This window comes from Ralstonia sp. VS2407, assembly GCF_052950655.1.
The window spans coordinates 177,464-194,167 of the sequence record NZ_JBRFVG010000009.1; the positions used below are offsets into that span (position 1 = coordinate 177,464).

The 16,704-nt window shown below is 65.3% G+C and carries 18 protein-coding genes; 9 read left to right on the plus strand and 9 right to left on the minus strand.

All coding sequences use genetic code 11. From position 1 onward, the window contains the following. Positions 1-183: 183 nt before the first annotated feature. From ACU8YE_RS16440 to ACU8YE_RS16450, 3 genes are read left to right on the plus strand one after another with little or no spacing between them, the layout of a single operon-like run. Positions 184-615: a hypothetical protein gene (locus tag ACU8YE_RS16440; RefSeq protein ID WP_446929181.1), complete on the plus strand. Its 432-nt coding sequence runs from the start codon at positions 184-186 to the stop codon at positions 613-615. A 7-nt stretch (positions 616-622) separates the two neighbouring features. After that, entirely contained in the window at positions 623-1,795 is a 1,173-nt protein-coding gene (locus ACU8YE_RS16445; protein WP_446929202.1) for a glycosyltransferase family 4 protein, read from the plus strand. Then, positions 1,773-2,309 carry a phosphatase PAP2 family protein gene (locus ACU8YE_RS16450; protein WP_260801105.1) on the plus strand — a complete coding sequence of 179 codons (537 nt, stop codon included), beginning with the start codon at positions 1,773-1,775 and terminating at the stop codon, positions 2,307-2,309. The genes ACU8YE_RS16445 and ACU8YE_RS16450 overlap by 23 nt, the downstream gene beginning before the upstream one ends. A gap of 9 nt (positions 2,310-2,318) precedes the next feature. Here ACU8YE_RS16450 and ACU8YE_RS16455 read toward each other — a convergent pair whose 3' ends face one another. The 3 genes from ACU8YE_RS16455 to ACU8YE_RS16465 are packed head-to-tail and all read right to left on the minus strand — an operon-like array spanning position 2,319 to position 5,880. Next, positions 2,319-3,113 carry a DUF2334 domain-containing protein gene (locus ACU8YE_RS16455; RefSeq protein WP_316879711.1) on the minus strand — a complete coding sequence of 265 codons (795 nt, stop codon included), beginning with the start codon at positions 3,111-3,113 and terminating at the stop codon, positions 2,319-2,321. Positions 3,114-3,134: 21 nt separating this feature from the next. Next, entirely contained in the window at positions 3,135-4,352 is a 1,218-nt protein-coding gene (locus tag ACU8YE_RS16460) for a glycosyltransferase (RefSeq protein WP_446929182.1), read from the minus strand. Positions 4,353-4,377: 25 nt separating this feature from the next. Then, positions 4,378-5,880, minus strand: coding sequence for an RNA polymerase factor sigma-54 (locus tag ACU8YE_RS16465; RefSeq protein ID WP_232038826.1), 1,503 nt, complete (start codon positions 5,878-5,880; stop codon positions 4,378-4,380). 323 nt (positions 5,881-6,203) lie between these two features. Between ACU8YE_RS16465 and ACU8YE_RS16470 the strand changes: the two genes are divergently transcribed. Further along, entirely contained in the window at positions 6,204-6,611 is a 408-nt protein-coding gene (locus ACU8YE_RS16470) for a hypothetical protein (protein WP_446929183.1), read from the plus strand. 233 nt (positions 6,612-6,844) lie between these two features. Here ACU8YE_RS16470 and ACU8YE_RS16475 read toward each other — a convergent pair whose 3' ends face one another. Further along, entirely contained in the window at positions 6,845-7,948 is a 1,104-nt protein-coding gene (locus ACU8YE_RS16475; RefSeq protein ID WP_446929184.1) for a sigma-54 interaction domain-containing protein, read from the minus strand. Positions 7,949-8,487: 539 nt separating this feature from the next. Between ACU8YE_RS16475 and ACU8YE_RS16480 the strand changes: the two genes are divergently transcribed. The 4 genes from ACU8YE_RS16480 to ACU8YE_RS16495 all read left to right on the plus strand — a co-directional run bounded on the left by ACU8YE_RS16480 (position 8,488) and on the right by ACU8YE_RS16495 (position 11,655). Continuing rightward, positions 8,488-9,894: a sigma-54-dependent transcriptional regulator gene (locus ACU8YE_RS16480; RefSeq protein WP_045205627.1), complete on the plus strand. Its 1,407-nt coding sequence runs from the start codon at positions 8,488-8,490 to the stop codon at positions 9,892-9,894. 90 nt (positions 9,895-9,984) lie between these two features. After that, positions 9,985-10,152 (plus strand): DUF1328 domain-containing protein, encoded by a 168-nt coding sequence (locus ACU8YE_RS16485; RefSeq protein WP_004632450.1) that lies wholly within the window; start codon positions 9,985-9,987, stop codon positions 10,150-10,152. A 69-nt stretch (positions 10,153-10,221) separates the two neighbouring features. After that, positions 10,222-10,527, plus strand: coding sequence for a hypothetical protein (locus tag ACU8YE_RS16490; RefSeq protein WP_045205628.1), 306 nt, complete (start codon positions 10,222-10,224; stop codon positions 10,525-10,527). 120 nt (positions 10,528-10,647) lie between these two features. Further along, positions 10,648-11,655 (plus strand): YihY/virulence factor BrkB family protein, encoded by a 1,008-nt coding sequence (locus ACU8YE_RS16495; protein ID WP_446929185.1) that lies wholly within the window; start codon positions 10,648-10,650, stop codon positions 11,653-11,655. Between the two features lie 16 nt (positions 11,656-11,671). Here ACU8YE_RS16495 and ACU8YE_RS16500 read toward each other — a convergent pair whose 3' ends face one another. Continuing rightward, positions 11,672-11,998 (minus strand): hypothetical protein, encoded by a 327-nt coding sequence (locus tag ACU8YE_RS16500; RefSeq protein WP_232038830.1) that lies wholly within the window; start codon positions 11,996-11,998, stop codon positions 11,672-11,674. Positions 11,999-12,135: 137 nt separating this feature from the next. Then, positions 12,136-12,363: a hypothetical protein gene (locus tag ACU8YE_RS16505; RefSeq protein ID WP_232038831.1), complete on the minus strand. Its 228-nt coding sequence runs from the start codon at positions 12,361-12,363 to the stop codon at positions 12,136-12,138. Positions 12,364-12,724: 361 nt separating this feature from the next. On the opposite strand from ACU8YE_RS16505, the gene ACU8YE_RS16510 reads away from it, so the two are divergent. Continuing rightward, on the plus strand, positions 12,725-14,320 hold the full coding sequence (locus ACU8YE_RS16510; RefSeq protein ID WP_232038832.1) for a peptide chain release factor 3: 1,596 nt from the start codon (positions 12,725-12,727) through the stop codon (positions 14,318-14,320). A gap of 51 nt (positions 14,321-14,371) precedes the next feature. Here the strand turns inward: ACU8YE_RS16510 and mdcH are convergent, their stop codons facing one another. From mdcH to madM, 3 genes are read right to left on the minus strand one after another with little or no spacing between them, the layout of a single operon-like run. Further along, positions 14,372-15,307 carry a malonate decarboxylase subunit epsilon gene (mdcH, locus tag ACU8YE_RS16515; RefSeq protein WP_446929186.1) on the minus strand — a complete coding sequence of 312 codons (936 nt, stop codon included), beginning with the start codon at positions 15,305-15,307 and terminating at the stop codon, positions 14,372-14,374. Then, on the minus strand, positions 15,304-15,939 hold the full coding sequence (locus ACU8YE_RS16520; RefSeq protein WP_446929187.1) for a malonate decarboxylase holo-ACP synthase: 636 nt from the start codon (positions 15,937-15,939) through the stop codon (positions 15,304-15,306). The genes mdcH and ACU8YE_RS16520 overlap by 4 nt, the downstream gene beginning before the upstream one ends. Further along, positions 15,936-16,700: a malonate transporter subunit MadM gene (madM, locus tag ACU8YE_RS16525; RefSeq protein WP_012430902.1), complete on the minus strand. Its 765-nt coding sequence runs from the start codon at positions 16,698-16,700 to the stop codon at positions 15,936-15,938. The genes ACU8YE_RS16520 and madM overlap by 4 nt, the downstream gene beginning before the upstream one ends. Between the last annotated feature and the right edge of the window lie 4 nt (positions 16,701-16,704).

Genomic DNA, 16,704 nt, shown 5'->3' on the forward strand with positions numbered 1-16,704 from the left:
ATGTAACGCTTACGCAACGATCACGCCGCGACGCCAGCGCATGCATCGGCAGGTTGTATCGTTGACGTCGCGTTGTTGTGCAGTAGTGGTGCGGGTCTTGTCGATTGCACGTGGTATGCGTGCGCTGTGGGCACGTCGGTTGCGGTGCGCAAGGCAATCAGATCACGTCCGCAGGAGGGCGCCATGAACCGACTACGCCCCACCTTACGTGGCCCGCATCAGCGCAGCGAACGGCCGGCAGGTACGACACCACCGCGTGCGCCAGGGGCGGGCCGAAACGCTGAAAACATCGACAAGATGCTCGGCAAGCCCGAGCAAGGCAAGCCGCAGTCGGGCTCGGAAGATCGGCTGCCGCACGAGCGCGACCAGCAACTTGAAGAGCAACGTTCCGCCCCGCGCAGCGATGTCGAGCAGGCCGCGCGCGACATCGAAAGCGGCCAGCTCGACACCGATCTGCACAACACCCCGGGCGTAGAACGCGTCGTGCGAGAACGCCATGCGGCCAACCGCAACGACAGCGATCGCCAAGTCGCCAACCGCAGCGCAGACGACCTTGCTGACAAGCGGGGCCAGGCAGGCGGCCCTTCGCGCAGCCGCGACGAGCACAATGGTTGATCGGCCTATGCGCATTGCCTATGTGACCGAAACCTGGCCGCCGGAACTCAACGGCGTGTCGCTCACTGCCGCGCGCACCGTGGGATTTTTGCAGGCGCGCGGGCATGACGTGATGGTCGTGCGCCCGCGCCAGGGCGCCATCGACGCCGGCCAGCCAGCGTTGGCGGACGACACGTTGCGTGTTCCTGGCGTGCCAATTCCGCTGTATCCGGATTTGCGCATGGGCTTGCCCGCACGGCGGCGCCTGCTTCGCGCGTGGGGCGTCTATCGACCCGACCTTGTGCATATCGCCACGGAAGGGCCGCTGGGCTGGTCGGCCATTCGGGCTGCGCGGCAACTTGGCGTGCCCGTGACTTCGGATTTCAGAACGCGCTTTGACGAGTACGGCCGCCACTACGCGTGGGATGGTGCCGTAACGCTGGTGCGCGCCTATCTGCGCACGTTTCACAATCGCACCGATCGCACCTTTGTTCCCACGCGCGAACTGCAGCGGCAGTTAAGCGACCTCGATTTTGAGCGCCTGACCGTCAGTACGCGGGGCGTGGACGCACACAGGTTCACGCCGCAAGACCGCAGTCACGCATTGCGTGCGCAATGGGGCGCCAGTGCCGACACACCGGTCGTGCTCACGGTGGGGCGTCTTGCGTTGGAAAAGAACCTGGGTGTCGCGCTGGATGCATTTGATGCCGTGCGCGAGCGCGTGCCCGAGGCCCGCCTCGTCATGGTGGGCGACGGTCCACAACGCAACGCACTGCGCCGTCGTTGCCCCGATGCCATCTTTGCAGGCACGCAGCACGGCGAGGCATTGGCCGCGCACTATGCATCGGCGGACGTGTTTCTCTTCCCAAGCGTGACCGAGACCTTCGGCAACGTGGTGGTCGAGGCCATGGCCAGCGGCTTGCCCGTGGTGGCGTTCGATACTGCCGCGGCCGGCATGCACGTGCGCAGCCACGAGAACGGCTGGCTCGCGCCTGTCGGCGATGCCGCGTCGTTCACGCAGGCGGCCGTCGCACTCGCCACCAATGCCGGCTTGCGGCAGCGCCTGGGCCAAGCGGCGCGGTTGACTGCGCAGGCGCTGGATTGGCCGCGCGTGCTCGAGCGCTTTGAAGCCGCGCTCATCGCCGTGCACGACGCTGCCACCAGCGGGGAGGCCTACCATGGCGACCCACGCCTGGCCTGACTGGAAGCGCTGGCGCGAGCGCGATCGGCAACTCGCCGTGGCGCTCAACCACGTGGCGGGCGATGCGTCGGCCATGCGCTTCTATCGTGGTGTCAGTCGCCTTGGCGACGGCATGCTTTGGTATGCGTTGATGGCGGCGTTGCCCGTGGTGGGCGGTGACACCGGCTGGGAATGCGCCAAGCAGATGGGCCTGACGGGGCTGCTCTCGCTGGTCATCTACATCCTGCTCAAGCGCGGCGTGTGCCGGCCTCGGCCCTACCTCTCGTGCGAAGAGATCCACCTGTGCGGGCGCGTGCTCGACCAGTTCAGCTTTCCATCGGGCCACACGCTGCATGCGGTGTCGTTCAGCATCGTGATGGCGGCGTATTACCCGCGCATGGCACTGGCGCTCGTGCCGTTCACGCTCACGGTCGCCGTCTCTCGCGTCGTGCTCGGTCTGCACTATCCGAGCGACGTGCTGGCGGGTGCAGGCCTCGGAATGTTGATCGGCGGATTGTCGGTGTGGTTGTTCTAGCGCCCGCGCTCAATACGATGTTTGTGCGTGCCCGGCGACGGCGGTTTCCGGGCCGCCCATCCACGCCTGGGCCAGCACCTGCGCAAAGCCGTTCTTCGTGACGGGCGTGCGCGTCTCCAGGCACGCGGCGAGCAGCTCTTGCCAATGACGAATGACGTCCGGGTGCGCCGCGTCGGCCGGATGCAAGCCAAGGCGCACCAGTGGTGCCTCTGCGTGTTGCTGCGCCAGCCAGCGCAGGTAATACCGCGACACCAGCCGGCGCGCCGGCGAACGCACGCTGTATGTCAGACACGGTGCCTTCAGCGGGCGCCGGGGGTGCAGCAAAAAGAAACGCTGCAGCGTGGTCGTATAGCGCAGCGGCAGTCCGTCGAGCGCCTCCCAGGTGGCGGGGTTCATCAGCCACGCCGGGGCGACGAAGCCATGTAGCGGCCAACCGTTGGCGGCAAACCATGCGGCGCCGGCTTCAATGCGCGCACGCGCCGCTGCCAGCGGGATCGCAGAGAATTCGCCTTCGCCGGCGGTATAGCGCGTGCGGATCAATTGGTCGATCACGCCGCCGGGGGGCTGGTCGTCCAGGTGCGCATAGCCGTGCAGGACAAGCTCATCGCCCTCGGCCAGGCATTCGCTCATGACGCGGCAGAAGCGCTCGCTGCTGCGTGCGGTGGGGCCGCGATAAAAGTTCGGAATGACCAGCAGAGACTTTGGTACGCGCGCCACCTCATCCAACGCAGAGAGCAACACCTTGCACGCAGGCCAGGTGGCCGGCGTGACATCGTGCATGGCAAGAATGAGATGGCGCGACATGATGAACAGGATCGGTCGGGGCTACCGGCCGCGCGATGCACGCACGCGCTCGCGAGCCGGTTGTGGGGTGGTGGTTTCCGCAGTGGTGCCGGTTTGTCGGCCCAGCAGCATCAGATAGCGTTGCATCAGTTGCGGCAGCACGGCCCGCCAGTCGTATCGCATGGCGTGGCGTCGCGCCGCGTGCGCCAGTTCCACCGGATCGCGTTGGCGCAGCGCCTGAAGCGCCTGGGCGAAATCGTCGGCGCGGCAACGCGGCACGGCATAGCCCACGCGCTCGTTCACCAGCTCGCTCAAGCCGCCGGCCGCGCAGGTGACGACCGGGACGCCGCTGGCCATCGCTTCCAGCGCGACGAGGCCAAATGTTTCCTGATCGCCCGCGTGCACAAACGCATCGGCACTCGCCATGGCCGCGGCCAGGTGCTGCGGATCGCCTTCATAAGCGAGCGCGCGCACGTGTTTGCCACGTGGCGGTGTCGGACCCGAACCGATGGTGACGAGCACGCTGCCGTCGTCGAGCTTGTCCACTGCATCACACAGCACGTGCAGATTTTTCTCGGGTGCATAGCGGCCGACGTACAGCAGCACGCGAGCATCGCGCGGCAGGTCAAGCTGTTCGCGCCAGCGCAGCGAGCGCCGCGCTGGGTGGAACAGGCGCGTGTCCACGCCCAGCGGTTGCAGTTCAATGCGTTGGACGCCCAGGTCAGCCACTTTTTGCGCGATGTAGCGGCTGGGCACGAACACCGTATCGAAGTGCGGATACAGCTTGCGGGCGTACGCCGCTGCGGCCAGCTCTGCGGGCGGTCCGCCCAGCCGGCGGAAGAACGCGGGCAGATCGGAGTGATAGAACGCCGCCACCGGCACCTGCAGTTGCGCGCCAGCCTGCACCGCCGCCCACGAGAGCCGATAAGGATCGCCGGCTTCGATCAGGTCCGGCGACAGCGCACACAGCGCCCGCATGGCCGGCCCGGTCCGCAAGGGAATGCGATAACCATGCGACAGCGGCAGCGGCACGCCGGGTACCACGGCGATCTCGTTGCTCGCGTCGTCCGCCGTACCCGGCACGACCAGCGTGTGCCGCCAGTGCGTGGAGCGCAGGAAGTCGTGCTTGGCGCGCAGGTAGCGTTTGACGCCACCGCTTTCCGCCGCCCAGAACATCGTCACGTCGGCCAGATGCAATGACGCGGTCATCGCATCGTCGACGCGGTGTGGCGAGTCGTGATTGGTGGGAAGCTTGCGCACGGGGCTCCTGTCGGTGGCGGGCGCGTCAGACCTGGCGCCGCATTTCGGCCGGCGCAATGCGCATCAGCCCGCGATACTTGGCCACGGTGCGGCGCGCAACGATCACGCCCTGCTCGGCCAGCATCTTGGCGAGCGACACATCGGAGAGCGGCGCGTCCGAATCTTCGGCTTCGATCATCTCCTTGAGCAATGCCCGCACCGAAGCGGCCGAGCAGGCGCCGCCGGTGTCGGTGGCCAGTTGGCGCGAGAAGAAGTACTTGAACTCGAAGATGCCGCGCGGCGTGGCCATGTACTTGTTGCCCGTGGCGCGCGAGATGGTCGATTCGTGCAGTCCCAGCTCTTCAGCCACGTCACGCAGCACCAGCGGCTTCATGGCCACCTCCCCGTATTCCAGGAAGTGCTTCTGGTGCGCGACGATCGCCTCGGCCACGCGCTGGATCGTGGCAAAGCGTTGTTGCGCATTGCGGATCAGCCAGCGTGCTTCCTGCAGTTGGTGCGCCAGCGGCGTGCGATTGTGGCCCCGTGTCTGGGCAAACAGCTCTGCGTAGACCTTGTTGACGCGCGCGCACGGCGCCACCGCCGGGTTCGTCAGGGCAACCCACTTGCCCTTGATCTTGGTGACGATCACGTCCGGCACGATGTAGCCCGCATGGGCCTGCGAAAAGCGCAGCCCAGGGCGCGGGTCCAGCATGCGGATCAGTGCGCAGGCGTCGCGCAACTCCTCTTCGGTACAGGCGAGCGCGCGACGCATCTGCGTGAATTCGCGCTTGGCCAATCGGGGCAGGTGGCTGCGCACGATGTCTTGCGCGATCTCCTGGATGCGTTCTTCGGCTTCGGTGTCGGCGGGGCGGGCTTCGATCTGCAGGCGCAGGCACTCCGCCAGATCACGCGCAGCCACGCCCGGCGGGTCCAGGCTCTGCACGAGCGCCAGCGCAATCTGCATCTCCTTCTCGGTGGGCGGCGGCTCCACCGGCGCGAGTGGAATCAGCTCGGAGAGCAACTGGCGCAGGTAACCGTCGTCGTCCAGCGCTTCAATCAGCGTCTGTGCGAGGAGGCAGTCGCGCTCGGACAGGCGATAGCTGCGCAACTCCTGATGCAGGTGCTCGCGCAAGCTCGGCGTGGAGTGGACCCATTCGCCGATGTCGCTGTCTTCACCGTCGCCATGGTGGGCGCCGCCGTGGCTGTAGTAGGTGCTGAAGTCGGTCGGGAAATCTTCCGATGCGGCCAGCGTCGCGTCGGTTTCAATGGCGCTGGTGGTGGTTTCCAGCGGGGCATCGTCTACAGGCGTGTGGTCAGCCGCGGCGCCGTCGAGATCGGGCGCAATGGCAATGTCGCCGGTGCGTGCCGCATCGGGCTGCGCCCCCGCTTCTTGCTCGACCTCTTCCAGGAACGGATTGCTTGCGAGCGCTTCTTGCATTTCCTGCGCAAATTCGGTTGCAGACAACTGCAGCAGCTTGACGGATTGCTGCAGTCGCGGCGTGAGCGCGAGATGCTGCTTCGCACGCATTTCCAGAGCGGCCTTGACCATTCGCCTTGCCTCCTTTGGTGAGTGGGCGTCGACATTTCCGTCGACCGGTCACCGCTTCGATGCAAAGGGTATGCCATGTCAACAAAGCCAGTCGCCACAAGGCTTTACGGGCGGCTGGCACGCCGTTTCTACATGGTCATGTCGTTTTTATATGCGCATTGTTGCCGGCACATGACAGCACAGGAGGTGGTTGCAGAGTGGGCCGGCAGACGCAGAGGGGTGGCACCGCAGGTACATGCGTTGCTGCGCTGGAGGGCGGGAGACGCGCCGCAGTGCGCTTCCGTCTGCCTTCTTACCGCACATCACATCCCAGGAGAAACCACATGCGAACACGTTTCCTGACCGCTGCCCTCGCCAGCGCCATCTTCGGGCTTGGCATCGGCACGGCCGTCGCCCAGACGACGACCGCACCGGTCGACAACCAGGAATCCAGCAACCCCACCAAGGCGCCGGGCAAGCGCACCGACCCGCCGTCTTCGACTGCCGACCGCACGGCCAATACAGCGATGCCCGGCAACGACGCGGCCCCCGCCGCGGGTAGTGGCAGTGACACCAGCAAGCCGATGCACAAGAAGCATCGCCATCACAAGAAATCGAAATCGAATTCGACCATGCCGGGCGGTACCAACAGCGCGGGCGACATGTCGCACTCGGGCGTGCAGGCCGGGGGCAATGAGGCCGCAACGACCACCGGGAATTCCTACCCCGGTAGCTCGAAGCAAGGTCAGTAACGTTGAAAGGGAAGGGCTCGCCATGCCGATGACACTCACCACCGCCGTCCGCACGGGCCCGCGCGCCCGCGCGGAGACCGAACCCACTCCGCGCCGGCCTACGCCGGAACCGCAGGAGCGCCGCCGCCACGAGCATCCGGGCGAACGCGCGCACGCGCATCCGCGCTAGAACGTCAGCGCGGATGCGGTGGGTGCGTCAGAGCCGGGGGGCGGTTGAGCTTGAAAGCGCGCGGTCAAGCCGCCATGGCGGCGGCCGCGGTGCTTTGGTAGAGGTCGAGGCGGTTGTACAGCGTCTTCAGGCTGACACCGAGCGTCTTGGCGGCTTGGCGCTTGTCGCCATGAAAATGCTCCAGCGTGGCCAGGATCATTGCGCGCTGCGCATCGGCCAGCGTCACGCCCACCGACAGGCTGAGCACACCTTCCTTGACGGTCGGACGCGCGGGGCCGCGTGCGGGCGCCAGTGGCGCAGCCAGTTCGACGGTTTTCTCGCCGAGGATGTAGCCGCGTTGCACAGCGTTGCGCAACTCACGCACATTGCCGGGCCACGGTTGGCCACGCAGCGACGCCAGAGCTTGGCGGGAAAACACCTTGTCGGTCTGGTGCGCAGCGTTGAACTGGGCAAGGAAGTGCAAGGCCAGCTCTTCGATATCGTCTTCGCGATCGCGCAGCGGCGGTACCTGCAGCGGCACCACGGCCAAGCGATACATCAGATCTTCGCGAAAGGCACCGTCACTCACCGCTTCCAGCAGGTTGCGGTTGGTGGCCGCGATGATGCGCGCACGCGTCTGGATCGGCTCGGTGCCGCCCACCCGCATGAACACGCCGGTCTCCAGCACGCGCAGCAGCTTGACCTGCATCTCGACCGGCATCTCGGTAATTTCATCGAGGAAGATCGTGCCGCCGCAGGCATGTTCGAAATAGCCGATATGACGTTGGGCCGCGCCAGTAAAGCTGCCCTTCTCGTGGCCGAACAGTTCCGACTCGATCAGGTTGGGCGAGATGGCGCCGCAGTTCACCGCAATAAAGGCCTGGTCTGCGCGCGGGCTCATGTCGTGCACCGTGCGCGCGATCAATTCCTTGCCCGTACCCGATTCGCCCATGATGAGCACCGTGGCCAGCGTGCCTGACACCTTCCCAATCTGGTCGTACAGCGCGCGCATCACCGACGAGCGGCCGTAGAGGTGGCCGAAATCCGGCTCGGCAATCGGTTGGGCGGGGGATGTTTCGGCGTCCGACGGCACGCGCTCGGTGTCGTCAAAGTCGGCCAGGGCAGGGGGATAGCTCAGGCGCCCAACGGTCACTGCACGTTCGTCGGCGAAGGCTTCGCTCAAGGACATGGCTCCCTCGTGGTTGGTTGCGACGGGGACGTCCTGGCGAGTGGCTGCATCGTCAGCGATGCAGTCTTCGGAAGGCAGGGTACGTCGTCATCCCGTCACATTGTGTTGAAAAGTTGAGCCATTATCAGGTCCGCCCAAGCGCGTTGTATGTCGGGCATGCGCTGACGTTTCTTCCATCCTGTCGGCCAAACGCTGACAAGAAACGGGCCTGAGACGCAGATGCCGCGCGGGTTTCACATTTCAAAGCGGCGTAAGGTATCCATTTCAACCCGCAGGTGGCGAAGCGCCGACCATCTCAACTATGCTGACTCGTGCGTGATACCAACGGCTCGCCGTGGTGTGATGCATTCGTTCCATTTCTTGCATGCGTGCGTGTAAAAATTACCGACGCCAACATTGCCAACGCGGGTTTTCGCACGCAATCGCCGAGGTTGTATTGGATGGAATACTTTTTGCACCTGCCGCCGGTTCTGCCGCCCAGCGCACCGTTGCGCCATGCATGATTGCCGGCACATACCGGTTCATCCAACCAAATCGAGATGCCACATATCCTGATTGTCGAAGACGATGCCAACGCACGTGCCGCTCTAGGTGAGCTGGTGGGCGCCGAAGGCTTCACCACCGCGCTGGCCGGGTCGCTGCGCGATGCGCGCATTCAGATGTCGCGTCATAGCCCCGATGCCGTGCTGATCGATCTTGTGCTGCCCGACGGCAATGGCATGGATCTGATGGAAGACATCGCGCCGCACTCCGGCACCGAGATCATCGTCATGACGGGCCACGCCAGCGTGGAAACCGCCGTCGAGGCGCTGCGCATGGGCGCGGCCGACTACCTGGTCAAGCCCGTCAATTTCCAGCGCTTGAAATCCGTACTGGCGCGCATCCCGCGCCCCGGCGATCTGAAAGCCGAAATCGGCAACCTGCGCGGCGAGCTGCGCCGCTTGGGCCTCTTCGGGCAGATGCTCGGCAATTCCACGGTGATGCAGACGCTGTATGACCAGGTCAGCCGCGTGGCGCCCACCGAGGCGACCGTGCTGTTGATTGGCGAGTCGGGTACCGGCAAGGAACTGGCCGCGCAGACCATCCACGACCTCAGCCTGCGTCGCAAGCAGCCGTTCCTGCCAGTCAACTGCGGCGCCATTTCGCCCAACCTGATCGAGTCGGAAATGTTCGGCCACGAGCGCGGCAGCTTTACCGGCGCAGACCGTCAGCACAAAGGCTATTTCGAGCGCGCGAACGGCGGCACGCTGTTCCTCGATGAAATTACCGAGATGCCGATCGAGCTGCAGGTGAAACTGCTGCGTGTGCTGGAAACCGGCGTGTTCATGCGCGTGGGCACCAATCGCGAAATCGACTCCGACGTGCGCGTGATTGCCGCCACCAACCGCGACCCCGAAGAGGCCGTGGCCGATGGCAAGCTGCGCGCCGACTTGTATCACCGCCTGAACGTGTTTCCGTTGCAATTGCCGCCGCTGCGCGAGCGCGGCAAGGATGTCGAGCTGCTGGCCCAGCATTTCCTGGATCAGCTCAACGCGCAGAGCAATACCAAGAAGGCATTCCTGCCGCCGGCCATGGACACGCTGCGCGGTTATCACTGGCCGGGCAACGTGCGCGAACTGCGCAATTACGTGCAACGCGCGTACATCCTGTCGGACGACGCCGGCATCGATACGGCCAACGTGCCGCTGCAGGTGTCGAGCACGCAGGTTTCGTCCGGTTCCACGCTGACGATTTCAGTCGGCACCTCACTCGCGAGCGCCGACAAGAAGATCATCCTCGCCACGCTGGAACAGTGCGGCGGCGTGAAAAAGCGCGCGGCTGAACTGCTCGGTATCAGCCTCAAGACGCTCTACAACCGGCTGGAGGAATACGGCAACAGCAACGCCGACGACGGCGGCGACGGCAACAGCGCGGGCTCCGGCCGCGCGCATGCCACCGAGGCATAACCCGACATCCTGGCGCGGTACGCGGCTTGCTGAACCAGTGGGGTATCCGCCCCATGGCGGCAAGCTCACTCAACTGCACAGGAGGTCACCATGCTGCGTTATGCAGTCGTCTTTTTCATCATCGCCCTGATTGCGGCCGTGCTCGGGTTTGGCGGCATCGCTGCCGGCGCAGCGAGCATTGCCAAGATTCTCTTCATGATTTTCGTGGTGCTGTTTGTGGTCAGCCTGATCTGGGGCTTGGTCGCGGGCAGAGGATGACGCCGGGATGAAGCGTACAGCTTTCAACCCGGCTCTCACGATGCCATGCAACCCCAGGAGCACCGACTGATGGAACCGTCTCAAACCAATCCTTTTCCCAAATCGGATGCCAATGGCAACCTCATCCGCGGCGACGTGGCGCAAGCCGCCGAGCGTGTGAAGGCGACCACGGCACAGGCCATCGACCGCACTGCCGACGCTGCGGCCACCGCACTTGACGAGGCCGCGGCCAAGCGCGATCAGTGGCGCGCCTCGCAGCAGCGCTTGATGAGCGACGCGGCGGACTGCATGCGTTCGCATCCGCTTGCGACGATCGGCCTGGCTTTCGGCGCAGGCTTTCTGATCAGCCGGTTGCTGGGCAGCGGTAACGACTGAGGGCGTCAGCCCTCAAGACTCCTCGCAGCCACGGTCGCGCTTGCGCGCGTGCCGTGCGCTGACTAGGCTCAAGGTCGAGGCCGGCACAGCGCTGGCCGCGTCGCTTTGCAAGGATCCCCCATGCGCCTGGCTGCCTTCTTCGACCGCGACCTGCTCAAGCGCTCTGCCCAAGTGCTGATGGGGGCGCTGCGGCAGTGGTCTGCGCACCGCGCCGCGAGCAAGGGCGCGGCGTTGTCGTTCTACACGTTGTTCTCGATGGCACCGGTGCTGGTGCTGGTCATCTCCATTGCCGGCTTGTTTTTTGGCGAACAGGCGGCGCGTGGCGAAATCTTCGGGCAGATCCAGGGGCTGGTGGGCGCGCAGGGTGCCTCTGCGGTGGAGGCCGTGCTCGCAGCCACGCGGCGCTCGGGCAGTGGCCTCTTCGCGGCGGTCACGGCCGTCGCGCTATTGCTGGTGGGCGCCACTACGGCCTTCTCCGAACTCAAGGACAGCCTGGATGAACTCTGGGAGGTGCCGCCGCGCCAACAGGCAGGGCTCTGGGGCTTGTTGCGTTCGCGCCTGCTGTCGTTCAGCCTGATCCTCGTGCTGGCGTTTCTGCTGCTGGTGTCGCTCACCATCAATGCGGCGCTGGCCGTGGTGGAGCGCTTTTGGGGCGCGTTGTGGGCGGGCTCCACTTCGGGTATTGCGCTGCTGGTGGCGCAGGTGCTGTCGTCGGCGTTCTCGTTTGCCGTCGTTGCGCTGCTGTTCGGCACCATTTTCAAAATGCTGCCCGAAACGCGCGTGGCTTGGCGCGACGTAGCCCTGGGCGCCGTCGTCACGGCGCTGCTCTTCACGCTGGGCAAACATCTCATCGGCCTGTATCTCGGCAACAGCGCTGTGGCGTCGTCTTACGGGGCAGCGGGTTCGGTGGTGGCGCTGATGCTGTGGATCTACTACTCCGCCCAGATCTTCTTCTTTGGGGCGCTGGTCACGCGGCAATACGCGCTGCGATTCGGCAGCCGCCAGTACGAAGCGTCAGGTCAGACCGGTGCGGCCGCGCAGGCGGCCTTGCTCAACCCAACGCTGGCGGCAAATCTGTCCAGTGGCGGGACGGGGGCAACCCGAACCGCCGCGCGCAACAGCGGCTAAGCCCTGAGACGCCAACTCAATCCCGCGTCAACTGCTCCAGCAGCATTCCGGCCACGAACGCCAAGCCGATCGTAATGACCGGATGCTGGCGCACGGAGCCGCTCGCCTGTTCCGAGACATTCGCGTGCAGGTTCTTCAACTGTTCGGTGCGTTTGTCGAATTGCGTGAGCGCCGTGGAAAGAACGCTCGCCAGCCGGTCGATGCCCTCTGCCGTGGCATCTTTGACGCGCTGCGCGGTGTGGTCGATCTGCGGATGCAGCGTGGTGATGGTCGCACCGTTGGCGCCATGTGTGCCGTTGGTGCCATTGCTGCTGGTGGGCGGCTTGGGGGTCAGTTCTGTCATGTCGGCCTCCTGAGCTGAGTCATGTCAGCCAATCACAAGCAACCGCCATGCCCCCTCTCATGCGACCCCGCGGCCGTATGACGCCCAAAAGAAAAGGGCCACGACTGTGGCCCTCGACACGGTGAGGAACTGCGCGGCTAGCCGACCGTCACCACGGTCTTGCGCACGGCCCAGATTTCAGCTTGCAGGGCCAGTGCGGCGAGTGCCTGCAGGCTGTCCTGCGGCAGGGCTTTGATCCGTTTGCGGCGATTGGCGGCACGCTGCTGACGCGCCGCGCGCACGCTTTGTTCGTCGAGTTGCCACGCCTTGCGGGTGGTCTCGATGATGCGTTGCACTGCCGGATCGACAGGGGTTCGACTACGCACGATGTTGGACTCCTTGCTTCTTTGCTTCTTTCGACGTCGCGGCGTACCCAAAGGCGGGTTTCGCGACGGCCTCCACAATACGGGAGCTTCATGACAACTTCGATAACATCGACTCCGAAAGGGTTGTCAGCGCATTCCCACAACGGGTTGGTCTCCTCCGTCCGGGGGACGGTTCCTAGGGGGTTTCCCCTGTTTGGGGCTCGGATCAGTCGATCTTAAGCAAGGGCGCCGATCGCGTACAATCTCGGCTGCCCCGGATTGACAACTCCGTTCGGGCAGTCCATCGGCCGCCGGGATGACCCCGCCAGCCAGCGCCCACGCCATGGGCGCATTCATCACTTCTCCCTTTCGGTTTTTGCCCGTGAGTACGCTGCAGCAGGAGATCCGGCGCCGCCGGACGTTCGCCATCATTGCCCACCCGGATGCGGGTAAAACCACGCTGACCGAGAAACTGCTGTGGTTCGGCGGCGCCATCCAGATGGCCGGCGCCGTGCGCGCGCGCAAGGCCAACCGCCACGCCACCTCCGACTGGATGGAGATGGAAAAGCAGCGCGGTATCTCGGTGACGTCGTCGGTGATGCAGTTCCCGTATCGGAACGAAGGTGGCGACTACATCGTCAACCTGCTCGACACCCCGGGCCACGAAGACTTCTCGGAAGACACGTACCGCACGCTCACGGCCGTCGACTCCGCCGTGATGGTGATCGACTCCGTCAACGGTGTGGAAGCGCAGACCATCAAGCTGCTCAACGTCTGCCGCCTGCGCAGCACGCCCATCCTCACGTTCATCAACAAGCTCGACCGCGAAGGCCGCGCGCCCATCGAATTGCTCGATGAAATCGAAAGCGTGCTGCAGATCCAGTGCGCGCCGATGACGTGGCCGATCGGCATGGGCAAGTCGTTCAAGGGCGTGTATCACCTTGTGAACGATACGGTCCAGCTGTTCGATCCGAATGCCGACAGCGAGAAGGGCGCCACCGCCGGCCTGATTCAAGGCCTGGACAACCCGGAGCTGGATCGCGTGCTGGGCTCGCAGGCCGAAGAACTGCGCATCGACATCGAACTCGTGCGCGGCGCATCGCATACGTTCGACAAAGAGGCGTTCCTGGCCGGCAAGCAGTGCCCGGTGTACTTCGGCTCGGCGGTGAACAACTTCGGTGTGCAGTCGTTGCTGGATGCGCTGGTCGACCAGTCGCCCGAGCCACTGGCGCGCCCCACCGAAACGCGCGAAGTCAAGCCGATGGAAGAGAAGTTCACCGGCTTCGTCTTCAAGATCCAGGCCAACATGGACCCGAAGCACCGTGACCGCATCGCCTTTGTGCGCGTGTGCTCGGGGCGCTTCGAGCGCGGCATGAAGCTGCTGCAGGTGTCGACCGGCAAGACGGTCGCCATCAACAACGCCATCACGTTCATGGCGCAGGACCGCAACACCACGGAAGAGGCGTTCGCCGGCGACATCATCGGCGTGCCCAACCACGGCACGATCCGGCTGGGCGACGCATTCACGGAGGGCGAGACGCTCAAGTTCACGGGCATCCCGTCGTTTGCGCCGGAGTTCTTCCGTCGCGCGCGCTTGAACAACCCGCTGCGCCTCAAACAGTTGCAGAAGGGTTTGCAGCAACTGGCCGAAGAAGGCGCCACGCAGATGTTCCGCCCGCTGGCCTCGAACGACCTGGTGCTGGGCGCCGTCGGTATCCTGCAGTTCGACGTGGTGGCGCACCGCCTGGAGCACGAGTACGGCGTCGATGCCATCTTCGAGCCGCATGAGTGCTCCACGGCCCGCTGGCTGCGCGGCAAGCAGGAAGATATCGACAAGCTGATCGACAAGGCCGGCCACAACGTGGCGCTGGACGGTGCGGGCGACTACGTGTACCTGGCGCCGAGCCAAGTGAACCTGCGCCTGACGCAGGAGCGGTTTCCGGACATCCAGTTCATGGAAACGCGGGAAATCGTTTAAGCGGCGAGGGGCAAAAGGAAACGGGGCGCGAAGCTCCGTTTCTTTTATCCGCTATCGGCTGTCCAAACGCCGCTGGCGTTGTATTCGCACCCGCACCGCATCGAGCCCACTGCTCGCATCCAGCACCGCGTCATTTGCAAAGACGGGCTGTGCGAGGCGCATCAGCGCACCGTTGCCCGCAATCTCCACGGCCATCCGTGCGCCACGCTCAAACGCGTGGCGCACCGTGTCATGCCACAGCACCGGCCGCGCCATGTTCCAGGCCAGGTCTTCAACGATGAGGTTTGCGCGGAATAGCGCTCGCGCGCGGCTGCTGCTGACGTAGGTGAGTTGCGGCGTGTGGGCCGTGACCTTTGCGGCGGCGGTAGCCAGCTCGGCAGCCTGTGCGTCAAGTAGAGGACAGTGCGACGGCACTGCCATGCACAGCCGCGTTGCCGTCGATGCGCCCGCCGCATGCGCGCGCGTCATGACTTGCGTGAGCGCCGCATCGCTGCCCGCCACGACAATCTGCCGTTCCGCATTCAGGTTGGCGACATAGGCTGGCGTTGCGGCCGAGTTGACCTGCGCCACGATGGCGGCGACCTCGGGTTCAGTCAGTCCGGCCGTGACGGCCATGCCGTAGCCGCTGGGGTACGCGTCTTCCATGAGTTGCCCGCGCAGGCGTACAAGACACAGCGCATCGCTGAATTCCAGCACGCCTGCAATGACGGCTGCAGGCCACGCGCCAATCGACAGGCCCGCCACCATGTCCGGCCCCGCATCCTGCCGAACCAACGTGCGTGCCACAGCCACACCGGCAATCAACAGGCAGAGCTGCACGGCCACGGTCGAACGCAGCGCCTCTGCGGTGTCGAGGGTGAGCGGATCGACGCTCAGCACGTCGCCCGCCTCGCTCAATGTTTGCGCCACGGCCGGGTCGTCAGGCAGCGTATGCAGCATGCCCACGCGTTGGCTCCCCTGGCCAGGAAACATGAAGAGCACGCTCATACGCATTCGCTCCACGGATCTGCAACGAGGTGTGGGCCGTGATCGGTCTTGAGCAACGTTTGACGCGGCGACGCCAGCCAATCGCGTAACGCGAATCCACCGCGCCCGGTGTCGATCTGCAGGTCGACGCGGCATTCGGTTTCGGCCAGCACGTGCACGAGCTGATTGCGCTGCGCGGCCGACGGTGCATGCGGCATGCGCAGCACGAGATCGAGATCGCTATCCGCATGCAGCACCGGCAAGCCACTGGCGAGCGCGAAGCCCGCACCGCCGGTCGGGCCCCACGCCCAGCCCAGCGGGTCGAGTTTTGGCGCAAGCGCACGCAAGGTGCGCAGTGCCGCAAACGGCGCGTCGGGTGCGATGGAGGCCGTTGTGGCGGCCAGCGCCTCGGGCGAGACCACACGCGTGATGCTGCTGGCAGACACCGTCGCTGCGCAGCGTTCATGCCGCGCACCGCCGCGCAGGCCGACGGGCACTGCACCATCGCTGCCGCGCGGGGCCCGGCGCACAACGACTGGCGCGCCTTGCCGGCATGCCGTGATGGCCCAGTCCGGCAGGGGAGTGCCATCCGTCGCTGTGGGCATCTCCGACACCCACAGCAGATCGTGCGCGCGCAGCGGCGTGGGTGTCATCGCAGCAATGCCTGCGTAGCCAGGAACAGGATCGACGGCCCGAGCAGGCAGCCGATACCCGTATGGAACGTCGCCACCAGCGAGCCGTAAGGCACCAGGCGCCGATCCGTGGCCGCCAGACCCGCCGACACCCCGCTGACCGTACCCGCCAATCCGCCGAACACCATGGCCGCGCGCGGGTTGTTCAAGCCCAGTGCCTTGGCAGCGAATGGCGTGCCGACCATCACCAGGATCGCCTTGACGAGCCCCGTGGCAATCGACAGCGCCATCACATCGGAGGTGGCACCCAGCGCTGCACCGGTCACCGGCCCGACGATGTACGTGACGGCACCTGCGCCGATGGTGGTGACGCTCACCGGATCGGTGTAACCGAAGGCATAGGCAACACACGCGCCGACGATGAACGGCAGCACCGTGCCGAGCAGCAGCGAGACGGCGCCGATCATGCCGGCCTTGCGTGCCTCAGTCACCTGCACTTCAAAGGCCGTGGCCACGATGGCGAAATCGCGCAGCATGGCCCCGCCCATCAGGCCGATCCCGCCGAACAGCTTCAGGTCAGCCAGGCCGCGTTCGCCACCGGTCTGCATGCCGCCCCAATAGGCGAGCACCAGCCCGATCATGATGGCGATGGCCGAGCCATGCACGCGCCCGAACGTCAGCTTCTTGGACACCCACATCGACAGGCCCATGACGATGCCGACCAGCGCGAACGCCGCGACCAGCCCGTTGTGCTGCAGAACTTTCTCTAGCATTGACAGCATGGTG

Bases quoted from the DNA above. Each gene is read 5' to 3' on its own strand.
- ACU8YE_RS16440 (WP_446929181.1), top strand. From the start codon at position 184: ATGAACCGACTACGCCCCACCTTACGTGGCCCGCATCAGCGCAGCGAA.
- ACU8YE_RS16445 (WP_446929202.1), top strand. From the start codon at position 623: ATGCGCATTGCCTATGTGACCGAAACCTGGCCGCCGGAACTCAACGGC.
- ACU8YE_RS16450 (WP_260801105.1), top strand. From the start codon at position 1,773: ATGGCGACCCACGCCTGGCCTGACTGGAAGCGCTGGCGCGAGCGCGAT.
- ACU8YE_RS16455 (WP_316879711.1), bottom strand. From the start codon at position 3,113: ATGTCGCGCCATCTCATTCTTGCCATGCACGATGTCACGCCGGCCACC.
- ACU8YE_RS16465 (WP_232038826.1), bottom strand. From the start codon at position 5,880: ATGGTCAAGGCCGCTCTGGAAATGCGTGCGAAGCAGCATCTCGCGCTC.
- ACU8YE_RS16470 (WP_446929183.1), top strand. From the start codon at position 6,204: ATGCGAACACGTTTCCTGACCGCTGCCCTCGCCAGCGCCATCTTCGGG.
- ACU8YE_RS16475 (WP_446929184.1), bottom strand. From the start codon at position 7,948: ATGTCCTTGAGCGAAGCCTTCGCCGACGAACGTGCAGTGACCGTTGGG.
- ACU8YE_RS16480 (WP_045205627.1), top strand. From the start codon at position 8,488: ATGCCACATATCCTGATTGTCGAAGACGATGCCAACGCACGTGCCGCT.
- ACU8YE_RS16485 (WP_004632450.1), top strand. From the start codon at position 9,985: ATGCTGCGTTATGCAGTCGTCTTTTTCATCATCGCCCTGATTGCGGCC.
- ACU8YE_RS16490 (WP_045205628.1), top strand. From the start codon at position 10,222: ATGGAACCGTCTCAAACCAATCCTTTTCCCAAATCGGATGCCAATGGC.
- ACU8YE_RS16495 (WP_446929185.1), top strand. From the start codon at position 10,648: ATGCGCCTGGCTGCCTTCTTCGACCGCGACCTGCTCAAGCGCTCTGCC.
- ACU8YE_RS16500 (WP_232038830.1), bottom strand. From the start codon at position 11,998: ATGACAGAACTGACCCCCAAGCCGCCCACCAGCAGCAATGGCACCAAC.
- mdcH (WP_446929186.1), bottom strand. From the start codon at position 15,307: ATGAGCGTGCTCTTCATGTTTCCTGGCCAGGGGAGCCAACGCGTGGGC.
- ACU8YE_RS16520 (WP_446929187.1), bottom strand. From the start codon at position 15,939: ATGACACCCACGCCGCTGCGCGCGCACGATCTGCTGTGGGTGTCGGAG.
- madM (WP_012430902.1), bottom strand. From the start codon at position 16,700: ATGCTGTCAATGCTAGAGAAAGTTCTGCAGCACAACGGGCTGGTCGCG.